Below are 14,611 nucleotides of genomic sequence, written 5' to 3'. Positions count from 1 at the left end.
CCGCACACGAAGCCCGCTTATGCCGACGCAAAGCGGGCTTTTTTGTTGCTCTCACGCGCGCAAACCTCGACGGCAAGCGCACGTGACTTCGAAAAACGGAACAGAACGAACATGGACGATTCCCTCAACTTCGACACTCTCGCGGTCCGCTCGGGCACGTTGCGCAGCGACTTCGGCGAACACTCGGAAGCGATCTTCCTGACGTCGAGCTTTGTGTTTGCGAGTGCCGCCGACGCCGCCGAGCGCTTCAAGAATTCCGAAGACTATTACACGTACTCGCGCTTCACGAATCCAACCGTGACGATGTTCCAGGAACGTCTCGCGGCGCTCGAAGGCGGCGAGGCGTGCATGGCGACGGCGTCGGGAATGAGCGCGATCATGTCGGTGGTGATGTCGGCGTTGCAGGCGGGCGACCATCTCGTCAGCTCGCAGAGCCTGTTCGGTTCGACGCTTGGTATGTTCTCGCAGATCTTCAGCAAGTTCGGCATCACGACGACCTTCGTCGATCCGACCGACCTCGACGCGTGGAAAAACGCGGTGCGCCCCGAGACGAAGATGTTCTTCCTCGAGACGCCGTCGAACCCGCTGACGGAGATCGCCGATATCGAAGCGATCAGCAAGATCGCGAAGTCCGCGAATGCGCTGTTCGTCGTCGACAACTGTTTTTGCAGCCCGGCGCTGCAACAGCCGCTGAAGCTTGGTGCGGATGTGGTGATGCATTCCGCCACCAAGTTTCTCGACGGGCAAGGGCGTGTGCTCGGCGGCGCGCTGGTCGGCTCGAAGCAGTTCATCATGGAAAAGGTGTTCCCGTTCGTGCGCAGCGCGGGTCCCACGCTGTCCGCGTTCAACGCGTGGGTGCTGCTGAAGGGCATGGAGACGCTGTCGTTGCGCGTCGAGCGCCAGTCGGCGAATGCGCTCGAAATCGCGCGCTGGCTCGACCAGCATCCCGCCGTGAAGCGCGTGTTCTATCCGGGTCTCGAATCGCATCCGCAGTACGAGATCGCGAAGCGCCAGCAGAAGGCGGGCGGCGCGATCGTTTCGTTCGAGCTGAAGGGCGACACGCCGGAAGCGATGCGCGCGAACGCGTGGCGTGTGATCGACAGCACGAAGATCTGCTCGATTACGGGCAACCTCGGCGACACGCGCACGACCATCACGCATCCTGCCACCACGACGCACGGCCGCATCACGCCGGAAGCGCGCGCGGCGGCGGGCATCACGGAAGGTCTGATCCGGCTTGCCGTTGGTCTGGAGAATGCCGCAGATATTCGCGACGATCTGGCACGCGGCCTTGCAGGCTGATGAAGCGACGAAGTGAAGGGTGAAACGAAACGGGCGCTGCGAAGCGCCCGTTTCGTCATGCAGCCACGCTCAATGCAGCAGTGCGCGCCACTGACCCGGCGCCATTCCGAAGCGGCGCGTGAATGCATGTGTGTAGGCGCTCTGATCGCCGAAGCCGACTTCGAGCGCGACGTCGGTCAACGAGCGGCGCGGATCGGCGAGCAGCGTAACCGACGTATCCAGCCGCAGCCGCTGCAAATAGCGATGCGGCGTTTCGCCGAATGCGTCGATGAACAATTGATGAAAGCGCCGCATGCCGAAGCCGCAGTGCGCGGCGAGGTCAGCGATGCGCAGCGGCTCGGACAGACGCGCACGCAGCCAGGTATCGATGCGCGCGAAGTCCAGACCCGCGGCAGGCGCAGCATCCGCCATGCCTGTGTCTTCGATGATCGCCGCACATAAGCGGGAGGCCGCTTCCCAGTTGAAGCGCCGCCATGCGGCATCGCCATCGACACGCGCAGTAGCGCGGCCCGCGATATGCGAGACCAGTTGCGTGAGCGACGAATCGACGGTGACGGCGCGCGCCCGGTCGAACAGACGTTGCGGCACGGCGACCGACGACGCGGGCAGATCAAGCACGAGTTGCCGGTTTTCGCCGACGCCCGCGTAGTCGTGCCGCGAGCCCGCCGGAATGAGCCACGCGGACGTCCGGTCGATTTCCTGCGCGACGCCGTCCACCGCCATCACCATCGCCCCGTCCAGACCGAGCACGATCTGATGGAAGTCGTGCACGTCCGACGCTTCCACGGTGCCGTAGCGGCGCAGGGAAACGCTGGGTGCATCGATAACGGCGTGGCTCATCAAAATGCAACCGGAAAAACTACGGAAACGCTCAGACGCCGAGCAATTCGACTTCGAACACGAGCGTCGCGTTCGGCGGAATCACGCCGCCTGCGCCGCGCACGCCGTAGCCGAGTTGCGGCGGAATGGTGAGCTTGCGCACGCCGCCGACCTTCATGCCTTGCACGCCTTCGTCCCAGCCCTTGATGACCATGCCGCCGCCCAGTACGAACGCGAACGGGTCGTTGCGGTCCTTGCTCGAATCGAACTTCTGACCGTCGGTCAGCCAGCCGGTATAGTGCACGCTGACGGTCTGGCCGGCCTTCGCTTCTGCGCCCGAGCCTTCCGTCAGGTCTTCGTACTTGAGGCCCGAGGCCGTGGTGACTGTAGTCATGCAATGCTCCTTGTAATCGTTCGAAACCGCTATTGTAGGCGCGTTGTCCAACCGTCGCGAAGCTTGGCCGAACGGCCATGCCTATAATGTCCAGACTGCAACCAACGGTGAACCGCCAACGAGGATGTCGATCGTGACCACGTCTACTCCGTCTTCTTCCGGCAGCAGCGAGGGGACGTCTGCCGTCGCCGAACGAACCGCGCGACGCTGCGCCGAAACAGCGCTCTTCATGCGCGATCATGTGCTGTCGCTGGTCTCGCACGACCTGCGCAGCCCGCTGAATGCCATTCACAGCTGGGCCTATGTGCTCGACCGCAAGATCGACGCGAACGACGCCACCGCGCAACGCGCGCTCGAAGGCATTCGCAACGGCGTCGAGCAACAGGTAAAGCTGCTCGAATCGATCGTCGACACGACGCGCGCCGAAACGAGAGCGCTTGCTTTGAACCGCGCGCCATTCGCGCTGCGCCCGTTGCTCGATGAAACGATAGGCGATGTGCGCGAGGCGCTCGCCGTGCGGCGTGGCGTCGCACTCCAACTCCACTCGCCGCTCGCCGCGCAGCAGATGAACGGCGACCGCGAGCGCCTGGCCGCTGCACTATGGCTGCTCGTCGCGTTCGCGGTGGAGGCGAGCGCGAGCGGCGCGACCGTCACGCTCGATGCCGACGTCGATGCATCGACGTTCCGCGCCACGGTCGGCTGGCAAGCCACGCCTGCTGCGCTGACGGACGCTGCGCTGCCTCACGTGCTCGAAAACTTCGCGCGTGCGCAAGCGACGCAGCCGCGCGAAGCCGGCCGCATATCGTGGGTGCTCGGGCTGTGCAAGCGCATGGCGGAAGCCCACGAGGGCGCGTTCGAACAGGGCGAATGGGCAGACGGCCAGCCGACGACGCTCAAACTGCGTGTGCCGCTCGCCGGCGCATGACGCTCGCTCCCACGCGCGTGCAGTCGCGCGCGACCTGGCCGGATGGCCAGTTCACGCGCGCTCAGCGCTTTCACATGCCTTTCGCGCTCTATACTGACGGCTTTTGTTGCCGGAGTTCTTCGCTTTGATCCAGTTCGTCGCCCTCATTGGCGCGTTGTTGCTCGTTGCCCTCAACGGCTTTTTTGTTGCCGCGGAATTCGGTCTCGTCAAGCTGCGGCAGACACGCGTGCAAACGCTCGCGGAGAAGCATGGCTTGCGCGGCAAGCTGCTCGCGAAGGTGCATGGCCGGCTGGATGCGTACCTGTCCGCATGCCAGCTGGGCATCACGCTCGCGTCGCTCGGGCTTGGCTGGATCGGCGAGCCCGCCTTCGCTGAACTGCTGAATCCCGTGTTCCATCTGCTCGGCATTCAGAACGAGCAGTTGATCCACGGCATCTCGCTATTCTTCGCCTTCTCGTGCATTTCGTTCCTGCATATCGTGGTGGGCGAACTCGCGCCGAAGTCGCTGGCCATCCGCCAGTCCGAGCATATCTCGCTGTGGACGGCGATGCCGCTGTATGGCTTCTACTGGGCGATGTACCCCGCCATCTGGGTGCTGAACTCGAGCGCGAACGCGGTGCTGCGCCTCGCCGGTCTGACGGCCGACCACGGCGGCGACACGCATTACTCCACAGAAGAACTGAAGCTGATTCTGCGAGGCCGCCGCGCGAGCGTCACGAACGAACTCGACGGCTCGAAGGACGCCTATTCGCAGGACGAGTGGAACACGATCGCGCATTCGCTCGATTTCTCGCGCATGACCGTGTCCGACCTGATGCGGCCCGCGCACGAACTGGTGAGCCTGCGCCGCGATCTGCCGTGGCGCGACAACATGCAGATCATCGCGCGCCATCGTTTCAGCCGTTATCCGTTGCTCGAGGATGCGACGGGCGAGCGCGTCGCGGGCACGATCCATCTGAAGGATCTGCTGCTGGCGCGGCACGCGGGCAGCACGCTCGACGACCTGTCGCACTACGTGCGTCCCGTGCAGTACGTGAAGCCCGAGATGCCCGCGCTGGAACTGTTCCGGCGCTTTCGCAAGGGCGCGCCGCATCTTGCGCTGGTCGGCCGGAAGAACGCGAAGCCGATCGGCTTCCTGACGCTCGACAACCTGCTCGGCGCGCTGGTCGGCCAGATTCACGACGAGTTCCGTCAGGGCGATGCAGATTGGACGCGCATGGACGACGGCACGCTGATGGGCAAGGGTAGCTTGCCCGTGGTGTCGCTGGAGCGCGCGCTCGGTATCGATATCGACGAGGGCAGCGCGGAGTCCGTCGGCGGTCTGGTAATCAACGCGCTTGGCGATTTGCCGGAAGAAGGGCAGCGCGTCGAATTCGACCGCTTCGATGTGGTCGTGAAGAGGATGAAGGGGCCGCGTATCGTGCTCGTGCGGGTGTATCCGAAAACGTTCGATGATGAGGGTGGTTGAGCGTCACACCCGCGGCACCCCATCCTCGACCAGCACCGCCACCGGCATCGTCGTCAGTGCATCGCGCAGATACAGCAGCCCGGTATCTTCGACCTTCGGCGCAGCGGGACTCACCCAGTCGAACAACGCGCGCCCGAACAGTTCTTCGGGCATCTGCACCGCCGTGTCGTCCCATGCAATCGGATCGGCGACAGGCAGGTCGCTGCCGTTATCGAGCAGCGCCATCGACAGCCTCGTCGCAATCACGACCGCCCAGCAGTTGCCTTGACGCCGCGCGAACGCAATCGCATGCGCGGCGTACTTGCCTTGCACCGTGAGCGGCGTATAGCTGCCGCTACTCAGCAATTCGGGCATCTGCATGCGCAACGCGAGCATCCGCTGAATGATCGCGAGTTTCACGCGGCCATCGCGCCAGCCAGCGAGGTAATGGGAAGGCGGTGCCTCGGCGAGCAATGCCCGGCGCTGCGTGAAATCCACCGGCCGCCGGTTGTCGGGATCGACGAGACTGAAATCCCATAGTTCGGTACCCTGATAAAGATCGGGCACGCCGGGCGAAGCGAGCCGCAGCAAGGTCTGCTGCAGACTATTCACCACACCTGCCCGGCCGATGCGCGCGACGAATCCGCTCAGTTCGCGCAGGAACCCGTCGCGACGCTGCGGCGCGAGAATATCGAACAGAAACTCGCGGCAGCCGTTCTCAAAAACTTCGTCAGGCGCAAGCCACGTAGTGCGCAACTTCGCTTCGCGCAGCGCTTTCAACTGCCATTGCGCGACGCGTTCGGCGAGCGCCTTGACGCCCGCTTCGTCGTCGGGCGAAAGGTTGGGCGGCCAGCAGCCGACCAGCGTCTGATACACCATCGCCTCGGCGCTGGGGCCAGGCGCCCAGTCGTCGGCGTTGCCATCCAGCGCGCGCCTGTGCGGCGCGTTCAACGTCGTCCATGCGCGCAGCGTCGCAGTCCATTCGTCGGCGATTTCGCTGAGCACGGCGAGGCGCGCGCGTGTGTCCTCGCCGCGCTTGTGGTCGTGGGTTGCCGTCGCGAGCAATGCGTGTGGAAAGCGCCGTGCGCGTTCCTGATTGCCCGCGTGAAACTGCTCGACCGTCAGCGCGAACTCGCCCGGGTCAGCACCCACTTCGCACCGCGATAGCAAACGACCGTAGCGATAGCACGCGGTATCTTCGATCGCCTTCGCGGCGACGGGCGCGGTCAGCTGCGAGAACAGCGTCTGCACGGTGCGGCGCGCCGACGCGGTGTGATTGAACGCGCCCGCGTTGCCATTTTGCTGCGGTGCCGGATACGCGGCGTTGCGTGCATTGGCGTTTTCGTCGGCGCCGCTGCCGAGCCACGCATCGACGCGCGCCAGCACGCCATGATCGGCACGCGACAGCGTCTGTTTGGCGGCATCGAGCGCGATGTCGAAGTAAGCGTTGTCGGCGGCGCTCCGCAGGCCGTTTTGCGGGTAGATGCGATAGACGGGGAAGTGGGCGGCGAGCTCGTTGGTCACGCGGCGGATCGCCGTGTACGTGAAGTCGCGGGTGGTGATGCTGTCGCGCGCGAGCCGATGCAGCGCGCGCGACACGCGGTCCAGTTCCGCGGGCAGATTCTCCGCGAGGATCTTGCGCCGCGCGGGCAGCGCTTCGTCTGCAAAGTTCGCGGGACGGCCGCTCAGATCGGCCCACGCCTCGGCGAGCGGCGCCGCGCCGTCTGGATCGTGCAGCAGCGCGCCAGCGTCGTTCATGAAGTCGTAGCCCGTCGTGCCGTCGACGGGCCAATCGTCGCGCAGCGCTTCGCCGCGTCCGAGTATCTTCTCGACGACGATATACGGCGTCGTGCCCTCGCGCAGTTCCGACAGCCGCTGCCGCAGCCGCTGCGTGTACTCGCGCGGTTCCGCGAGCCCGTCGACATGGTCGATGCGCAAGCCGTCGATTACGCCCTCCGCATAGAGCCGGAAGATCAGCGCGTGCACGGCATCGAACACTTCGGGACGCTCGACGCGCACGGCCGCGAGCGTGCTGATATCGAAGAAGCGCCGCCAGTTCACTTCATCCGACGCCGTACGCCACCACGCGAGCCGGAAATGCTGCCGCTCGATCAGACGGTGCAGACGGTCGCGCGTGACGGGCTCGTTGGGCGAATACGCTTCGAGCACGAACTCGATCGCCGACGCGCCGTTTTGCCGCACGAATTCGCGCAGCGCTTCGCGGCCTTCAGCCGCGCGCGGATGATCGGCGGGTTGCGTGGTGATCGACGTGAAGCGCTCCGCGAGCGCGCTCAGATCCGCGCGATCCGCCGATTGCAGGATCGCCGCGTAATCGGTCGGGCAGACGGGACACGCGTGCTCGCCGTAGACGATGTTGAAACGCCCGTTGTCGGCGTCGAAGCGCAGCGCGATGCGGCCCGCGATCAGTTCCTCGCCGTAAGCCGCGCCGAGCACGGGCATCAGCACCTTGCCGCGCAGCGCCGGGTCGGGCGAGTGCCAGTCGACATCGAAAAAGCGCGCAAAGGCGCTATGGCGGCCCCATTCGAGAATGTCCTGCCACCACGCGTTGTGCTTGCTCATGCCCATGTGATTCGGCACGACGTCGACGATCAGGCCCATGCCGAGTTCATGCAGCTTGTCGGTCAGACGCCGCAGGCCGTTTTCGCCGCCGCACTCGGCGCTGACCTGGCCGTAGTCCACCGTGTCGTAGCCGTGTGTCGAGCCGGGCGTGGCCGTCGTGATCGGCGAAGCATACAGATGGCTCACGCCGAGCGCGGCGAAATAATCGACGTGCGCGAGCGCATCGTCGAACGTGAAGTCGCGATGGAACTGGAGTCGGAGCGTGGCGCGCGGAACAGTCATGGCGTGTCGGACAACGAAGAAGCAGAGGTTGAGTCGGTGCGCGCCTGCTGGATGGCGAGCAGGCGGTCGCAAAAGGCGTCGTTGGCGAACAGTGCGTCGACGGGCTGGATCACGCGGCGGCGCCAGTTCGGATGCTCGTCGATCGAACCGGGCAGATTCGGCTGATCGACGAGACCGAGCAGGTCTTCCAGCGGAAACGTGACGAGCGGCGACGGCGTGGCGGCAACGAACGCGAGCGCTTCATCGACGGGTGCCTCGCCGGGCGGCGGCGGCTCGACGTCGGGCGCGGCGACCCCGGCTTGCTGGAACGCGCGCCATAGCGCCGCGCGGTCGTCGTCGCGTTCGGCCTGGGCGAGCGCGACAGGATCGCGTCCATCGGCGCGCGCGGCCGTCTGACCGATGCGATTGCGCCACACGATGTCCTCGCCGCGCCACCAGCCGGAGACGGTCGGCAGGTCGTGCGTGGTCGTCGTCCCGACCGCGCCGTTATCCCATTCGCCAGGCGGCGTGAAGCCCTTGCCGTCTTTGGTGCGTTCGAACCACAGCACGCGGATACCGGCCAGGCCATGCTCGCTGAGCCGCTCGCGAAAACCCGGCGGCACGGTGCCGAGATCCTCGCCGATCACGATCGCGCGATGCCGCCACGATTCGAGCGCGATCAGCCGCAGCATGTCTTCGAGCGGATAGCGCAGGTACGCGCCGTTCTTCGCGCTTTCGCCTTCGGGGACGAGCCACAGCCGCCGCAACCCGAGGATGTGATCGATGCGGATGCCGCCCGCACAGGCGAACGCCGAGCGCAGCATGTCGATGAACGCCGAGAAGCCCTGATTGCGCATTGCGCGCGGCGAGAAGGTGGTGAGGCCCCACGCCTGGCCCGCCTGGTTGAACAGATCGGGCGGCGCGCCGACGGACACGCCGTGCAGCATGTCGTCGCGATACGACCAGGCGTGCGAGCCCGCGCTGTCGCAGCCGACGGCGAGATCCGCGATCAGGCCGATCGCCATGCCGGCATCGCGCGCCGCATGCTGCGCGTGCGACAGTCCTTTCGACGCGAGCCATTGCAGGAACAGATGAAACTCGACTTCGTGCCGGTGCTGGTTCGCAAAGGCCTCGACCTCGGGACTGCGCGGGTCCTGCAACGCGTCCGGCCACTTGCGCCAGTAGCCTTCGCCGCTGTTCAGCAACTGGAACGCATGCAGCGCTTCGAAGCGTGCATGATCTTCGAGCGCGCGTCCGCCGCGCTCGCAAAAGCCGTGAAATTCCAGCGCGCGTGGCGAGTCCTGCGCGCGGTCGTTTGCGCAGAAACGCTCGAACAACACGCGCAGCACCTTGAGCTTGAGCGGCGTCGCCGTCTTCCAGTCGATCAGCGGCAGTGTCTCGAGTTGCGGCCAGACGTCGGCGCCGCCGGCTGCATCGAGCGCGGCTTGCGCGGCCTGTGCGCCGAACACGGCGGCAGGATCGATATGGGTGACGTTCAACCACAGCCGCGACGACGGCGAATACGGACTGAACGAGCCCGGCAACGCGCTGAACATCGCGTGTGTCGGGCTGACGGCGAGCGCATGCGCGCCGCGTTTCGCGCTTTCGATCGCGAGCGTGGCCAGCGCCGTGTAATCCCCGATGCCGCCGTCGCCGACCCGCCGCAAGCCGTAGAGTTGCGCCGCGATGCCCCACAGCGGCGGCGCGTTGGTGTCGCCGCCGTGCATCGCGCGCCACGCGTCGGTGACCGTGTAGCACTGCGCAGGCGCGACGGCGAGCGTCATGCGGTGCTCGTTGAGCACGAGCGTGTGATAGCCGGGTTCGTCGATAGGCGACAGCAGCGCCGCTTCGCCCCTCGGCGCCGTGAAGCGTCCATCGATCAGCGAGCCGCTTTCCAGTTCGATCCGGTAGTGGCTGCCCGACTTGATCGCGGCGGCGGGCAAGGCGATGCCGCGTCCGCATTCGACCGTCATCAGCGGCGGCAGCTTGCGGCCCGACAACTCGGCTTCGAGCGCGCCCGCGCTCTGGCGAATCTGCGTGGCGTTGCCGCACGGCAGGCCCATGCGTTCGAGCAACGCGGCGAGCGTGCTGTCGGGCACGCGCTTCCTGTTGTGATGCGCGTCTTCCCATTCGACTTCGAAGCCTGCGCGTGCGGCGAGGGCGTCGATGGAAATGCCTGGGCGTCGGTTTGTAGCCACGCGTGTCGCTCCTTAGGTCGTTGCGTGCTTGCGCGCGTCGTGGCCGACGGCATATTCGCTGACGTCGCCGGTCAGCCATGCGACGAATGCGTTCGGTGGCAACTCGCCCGCGTCGATGCGATCGCGCACGCGCGGCGGCGTTTCGAATATCACCTTGCCCGCAGGGCGCTCGCCAAGCGGCAGGGCTTCATTGCCGAGATTCAGCACGATCGACAGCGTCTCGCCGTCGTCGAGTTTCCAGCGCGCGGTTAGCGCGTTCGCGTCGCTACCGCCGGCTGCCTTGAGGACCGTCGCACCGAGCGCCTTCGCATGGCGCAGGCGCGGCGCGATCAGCTTCGCGCGCACGGCGAGAGCGGATTTGTAGAAATGCATCCAGTCGAGCGCGTCCTTCGCGTCGGGCGTGTCGCCTTGCCGCCCGGCGGGCGGCGACGACATGGCGAGCGTCTGGGGATCGTTCGGGTCGGGAATCAGCGCGCGGCGCTTCTCGTCGGCGAACGCGGAGAAACGCGCGAATTCCTTGCGGCGTCCTTCGCGCACGGCATTCGCCAGATCGCCGGTGTAGTCGGTGAAGAACAGGAACGGCTGCTTCGAGCCATATTCCTCGTCCATGAACAGCAGCGGAATCTGCGGCGACAGCAGCAACAGGCCCGTGGCGGCGCGCAGCGCGTCATCGGCGCACAGCGTGCGCAGACGCTCGCCCATCGCGCGATTGCCGATCTGATCGTGGTTCTGCAAGAACGCCACGAACGATGTGGGCGGCAAATGGCCGCTCGGCTGGCCGCGCGGTTGGCCGTCGTGGATGGGCGAAGGGTCGCCCTGATAGCCGAAGCCGCTGCCGAGTATCCGCGCGAGCCGCTGGATCGGCTGATCGGCGTACGCGGCGTAGTAGCCTTCGTGTTCGCCCGTCAGCAGCACGTGCAGCGTGTTATGCGCGTCGTCGTTCCATTGCGCGGTGAAATGGCTGTCGAGCAGGTTCGCCGTATTGCGCTCGTTTTCCAGCACGAGATGCACGTGACGACCGTGTTGCACATGCGCGCGCACGTGATCGGCGAAACGGCGCAGCCAGTCGTCGTTGTCGATTGCGTGCACGGCATCGAGGCGCAAGCCGTCGAAGCGATATTCGTTGAGCCAGTAGAGCGCGTTGTCGCAGAAGAATTCGCACACTTCGCCGCGCTCGAAGTCGATTGCGGGACCCCACGGCGTGTGCGTGCCTTCGCGGAAGAACGGCTTCGCATACTGATGCAGATAGTTGCCGTCCGGGCCGAAGTGGTTGTACACCACGTCGAGGAACACCGCGAGGCCGTGCGCGTGCGCGGCGTCGATCAGCGCTTTCAGGTCGTCGGGACGTCCGTACGAGGAATCGGGGGCATAGGGCAGCACGCCGTCATAGCCCCAGTTGCGTGTGCCGGGAAAATCGTTGAGCGGCATCAGTTCGATTGCGGTGACGCCCAGCTCCGCGATGGCGGGCAGGCGCTTCATCACGCCGCCGTAGCCGCCCAGCGCGCCGACATGCAGTTCGTACAGCACCGTTTCTTCCCACGGCCGGCCACACCAGCCCGCGTGCTCCCATGTGTAGGCGCGCGGATCGATCACTTCGCTCGGGCCGTGCACGTCCTGCGGCTGAAAGCGCGACGCGGGGTCGGGAACCAGCAGCGCGCCGTCGAGCTTGTAGCGGTACAGCGTGCCCGCGCCGCAAGCTATTTCCGTTTCGAACCAGCCATTGCCCGTCGCGCTCATGTCGTGCGTGCCGGATGCATTGCCTGTTTCGACGACTACCTGCACCTTCGCGCACGACGGCGCCCACAGGCGAAAGCGCGTGCGCGGGTTCGCGCTCGCCGCGCCGAGCAGCTGCGCGCCGAACGGCAGGCAGTGCGCGTGATGATGCGCGTGAGGGTCGATTGGACGTTCATGCATGATTGTCACCATTCGTCGGCATGTTGATACGCACGCTCATTGCAGACCTTCCGGCATGGGCTTTCTGTTGATAATCGGGCGCTCGCGCGGTTAGCCGGACTGCTCGGTGTCGGGCATCGACGTGCCCGGGTCCGGCGGCAATGCGGTCAACAGACGCGGCCCGTACTGCGCGCCCGCGCGCCAGCTTGCCTGCCAGTCCGCGTCGCCCGTGGGCTGCGCCGCGAGCACCACCATGCTGTGCGCGGGCACTTCCAGGTCGGGCGCGGCGAGCGGCGCGGGCGGCGCTTCAGGGTTCGCCGTATCCAGCAGCACATGCCATTCCAGGTGCGGCGGCGGAGGCATGAAGCGCAGCGCCGCCGCCGATGCGTTCAACATCAACAACAATACTTCCGTTTCTCCATTCAGGCCTGCGCCCGCGCGCCGCAGCGTGAAGGCGCGGCCTTCGGGGTCCTGCCACGCTTCGATGGTCAGCGCTTCGCCGTGCTCGTCGAACCAGCCGACGTCGTAGAGACCCGGCAGCACTTCACGGTCGCCGAACAGGAAGCGGTTTTCGCGCAGCAGCGGATGCTGTTTTCGCAACGCGATGATGCGCGCGAAGAACATAGTCATTTTGCGCCCGTGTGGGAGCGCGGCACGTTCCCAATCTATCCAGGAAATTTCGTTATCCTGGCAATACGCGTTGTTGTTGCCGCGCTGGGTGCGGCCCATTTCGTCGCCAGCGAGCATCATCGGCGTGCCGAGCGCAACGAACAGCGTTGCGATCAGCGAACGCGAGACGCGCTCGCGCGCTTCGACGATGGCGGGTTCGTCGGTCGGACCTTCGACGCCCCAGTTCGAGCTGTAATTTTCGTTATGGCCGTCGTTGTTGTTTTCGCCGTTGATCTCGTTGTGTTTCTGCGAGTACGCCACGAGATCGAACAGCGTGAAGCCGTCGTGCGACGTGACGAAGTTGACCGACGCCGTCGGCTTGCGAAAGCGCCGGTTGAACAGATCCGCCGATCCCGTCAGCCGCGCGGCGAGATCGGGCCGCATGCCGGCGTCGCCGCGCCAGAAGCGGCGCACGGAATCGCGGAAACGGTCGTTCCATTCGCTGATGCCGGGCGGATGATTGCCGAGCTGATAGCCGCCCGGGCCGATGTCCCACGGTTCGGAAATCAGCTTGCGTTGCGACAGGATGGGATCTTGCCGTAGCGCGTCGAAGAAACCCGAGCCGGGATCGAAACCCGAATGCTCGCGTCCGAGCGTGACGCCGAGATCGAAACGAAAGCCGTCGATATTGAACGCGGTCGACCAGTAGCGCAGCGAATCCATCACCATTTGCAGGACGCGCGGATGGGGCACGTTGAGCGTGTTGCCGCAGCCGGTGTCGTTGATGTGATGGCGTTCGTCGCCTGGAATGAGGCGGTAATAGCTGGCGTTGTCGAGTCCGCGCCACGACACGGTGGGGCCCATCTCATTGCCTTCGCACGTGTGGTTGTAGACGACATCGAGTATTACCTCGATTCCTGCCGCGTGCAGTTGACGGACGGCGATGCGCATCTCGTCGAGCCGATGCGCGGTCAGGTAGGACGGTTCCGGCGCGAAGAACGCGGCCGTGTTGTAGCCCCAGTAGTTACGCAGTCCGCGCTCGACGAGAAAGCGGTCGTTGAGGAATGCGTGGACGGGGAGCAGTTCGACGGCGGTGACGCCGAGTTTTAGCAGATGCTCGATGAACTCTGGCGATGCGAGTGCGGCGAACGATCCACGTTCGGGCGTGCGGAGGTCTTTGCGTAGCATCGATGCGCCGCGCACGTGGGCTTCGTAGATGACGGTTTCATTCCACGGGACGTTGGGGCGTGTGTCGTGGGACCAGTCGAAGGCTTCGTCGACGACCACGCATTTGGGCATGGCTGGCGCCGAGTCTCTTCGGTCGATCGAGAGGTCCATTCTGTTCGAGTGGACGCGGTAGCTGAACAGAGCGTCTGACCATCGGAACTGGCCGATGAGTTTTCTTGCGTAGGGGTCTAGCAATAGTTTGTGCGGGTTGAAACGGTGACCATGCTGCGGTTGATAGGGGCCGTGGGCCCGGAATGCGTATACCGTGCCTGGGTGGGCGTGCGGCAGGTAGCCGTGCCATACCTCGTCGGTGCATTCTGGCAGCGCGTAACGCTTCAGTTCTTTTCTGCCGGTTGGCTCGAAGAGGCATAGCTCGATGCGTTGCGCGTTCGCGGAGAATACGGCGAAGTTCACGCCTAAGCCGTCCCAGCTTGAGCCTAAAGGGTACGGGGCGCCAGGTAGTAGTCTGTCTGGTAGTACGTGCGGCATGGCAAGTGGGTTCCCGTTGTTGTTGGTGTCGGTTTTGCTTTTGCTTTTGCTTTTGCTTTCGCTTTGCGCTGGCATCCGCGTTACGTTAGCTCGCTTCACGCGTCGCCCCTGTGCGGGGCGGCACCTACTTTTCTTTGCCGCCGCAAAGAAAAGTAGGCAAAAGAAAGCGGCTCACACCGCCAGCCTTTCTTCCCGCCTGAGGGCCCCCACAGGTTCTTACACTTCAAACGGCAATCACGTCATTCGTGCCCGTTGCCAGCGCTCCGAATACACGCCTCACCCGCTTCACACACCCGCGCTTCAACATGCCGTGCCACATAGTCGACCGCCGCCCAGGTGGCAAACTGTGTGTCGGCTTCTTGTACTTCGCACGCCTCACTCCGGACCGATTGCGCATGCGCACCACCCTGTAAGAGCCCTAACGTGTACGACGCGACAACCTGCACACAGTTTGCCACCTGGGCGGC

At 65.1% G+C, this 14,611-nt stretch carries 9 protein-coding genes; 3 read left to right on the top strand and 6 right to left on the bottom strand.

Annotated features, from left to right (window positions below):
• Window positions 1–111 precede the first annotated feature (111 nt).
• Window positions 112–1,302: an O-succinylhomoserine sulfhydrylase gene (locus C2L66_RS28145; protein ID WP_035999358.1), complete on the top strand. Its 1,191-nt coding sequence runs from the start codon at window positions 112–114 to the stop codon at window positions 1,300–1,302.
• A gap of 69 nt (window positions 1,303–1,371) precedes the next feature.
• Here C2L66_RS28145 and C2L66_RS28140 read toward each other — a convergent pair whose 3' ends face one another.
• Complete coding sequence (locus C2L66_RS28140; RefSeq protein WP_054933465.1) at window positions 1,372–2,142, bottom strand: AraC family transcriptional regulator; 771 nt, start codon at window positions 2,140–2,142, stop codon at window positions 1,372–1,374.
• Window positions 2,143–2,173: 31 nt separating this feature from the next.
• Window positions 2,174–2,515: an FKBP-type peptidyl-prolyl cis-trans isomerase gene (locus C2L66_RS28135; protein WP_054933466.1), complete on the bottom strand. Its 342-nt coding sequence runs from the start codon at window positions 2,513–2,515 to the stop codon at window positions 2,174–2,176.
• Between the two features lie 124 nt (window positions 2,516–2,639).
• On the opposite strand from C2L66_RS28135, the gene C2L66_RS28130 reads away from it, so the two are divergent.
• Together C2L66_RS28130 and C2L66_RS28125 are read left to right on the top strand one after the other, a co-directional pair.
• Window positions 2,640–3,440 (top strand): sensor histidine kinase, encoded by an 801-nt coding sequence (locus C2L66_RS28130; RefSeq protein ID WP_060605002.1) that lies wholly within the window; start codon window positions 2,640–2,642, stop codon window positions 3,438–3,440.
• A gap of 124 nt (window positions 3,441–3,564) precedes the next feature.
• Window positions 3,565–4,908 carry a hemolysin family protein gene (locus tag C2L66_RS28125; protein ID WP_054933487.1) on the top strand — a complete coding sequence of 448 codons (1,344 nt, stop codon included), beginning with the start codon at window positions 3,565–3,567 and terminating at the stop codon, window positions 4,906–4,908.
• A gap of 3 nt (window positions 4,909–4,911) precedes the next feature.
• On the opposite strand, the gene treY is transcribed toward C2L66_RS28125, so the two are convergent.
• From treY to glgX, 4 genes are all read right to left on the bottom strand, one after another.
• Window positions 4,912–7,749: a malto-oligosyltrehalose synthase gene (treY, locus tag C2L66_RS28120; protein WP_060605005.1), complete on the bottom strand. Its 2,838-nt coding sequence runs from the start codon at window positions 7,747–7,749 to the stop codon at window positions 4,912–4,914.
• On the bottom strand, window positions 7,746–9,926 hold the full coding sequence (gene malQ, locus C2L66_RS28115; protein WP_060605007.1) for a 4-alpha-glucanotransferase: 2,181 nt from the start codon (window positions 9,924–9,926) through the stop codon (window positions 7,746–7,748). The genes treY and malQ overlap by 4 nt, the downstream gene beginning before the upstream one ends.
• A gap of 12 nt (window positions 9,927–9,938) precedes the next feature.
• The gene (gene treZ / locus C2L66_RS28110; protein WP_060607074.1) at window positions 9,939–11,840 is read right to left on the bottom strand and encodes a malto-oligosyltrehalose trehalohydrolase; all 1,902 of its coding nucleotides are present in this window, start codon (window positions 11,838–11,840) and stop codon (window positions 9,939–9,941) included.
• Between the two features lie 90 nt (window positions 11,841–11,930).
• The gene (gene glgX / locus C2L66_RS28105; RefSeq protein ID WP_060607076.1) at window positions 11,931–14,144 is read right to left on the bottom strand and encodes a glycogen debranching protein GlgX; all 2,214 of its coding nucleotides are present in this window, start codon (window positions 14,142–14,144) and stop codon (window positions 11,931–11,933) included.
• Between the last annotated feature and the right edge of the window lie 467 nt (window positions 14,145–14,611).

Origin of the sequence: Paraburkholderia caribensis (assembly GCF_002902945.1) — a bacterium.
Classification (GTDB): domain Bacteria; phylum Pseudomonadota; class Gammaproteobacteria; order Burkholderiales; family Burkholderiaceae; genus Paraburkholderia; species Paraburkholderia caribensis.
This window is presented reverse-complemented; position numbering and strand designations above follow the sequence as displayed.

What these genes read in the sequence shown, in the direction of transcription:
- C2L66_RS28145 (WP_035999358.1), top strand. Translation starts at nt 112, where the DNA reads ATGGACGATTCCCTCAACTTCGACACTCTCGCGGTCCGCTCGGGCACG.
- C2L66_RS28140 (WP_054933465.1), bottom strand. Translation starts at nt 2,142, where the DNA reads ATGAGCCACGCCGTTATCGATGCACCCAGCGTTTCCCTGCGCCGCTAC.
- C2L66_RS28135 (WP_054933466.1), bottom strand. Translation starts at nt 2,515, where the DNA reads ATGACTACAGTCACCACGGCCTCGGGCCTCAAGTACGAAGACCTGACG.
- C2L66_RS28130 (WP_060605002.1), top strand. Translation starts at nt 2,640, where the DNA reads ATGTCGATCGTGACCACGTCTACTCCGTCTTCTTCCGGCAGCAGCGAG.
- treY (WP_060605005.1), bottom strand. Translation starts at nt 7,749, where the DNA reads ATGACTGTTCCGCGCGCCACGCTCCGACTCCAGTTCCATCGCGACTTC.
- treZ (WP_060607074.1), bottom strand. Translation starts at nt 11,840, where the DNA reads ATGCATGAACGTCCAATCGACCCTCACGCGCATCATCACGCGCACTGC.
- glgX (WP_060607076.1), bottom strand. Translation starts at nt 14,144, where the DNA reads ATGCCGCACGTACTACCAGACAGACTACTACCTGGCGCCCCGTACCCT.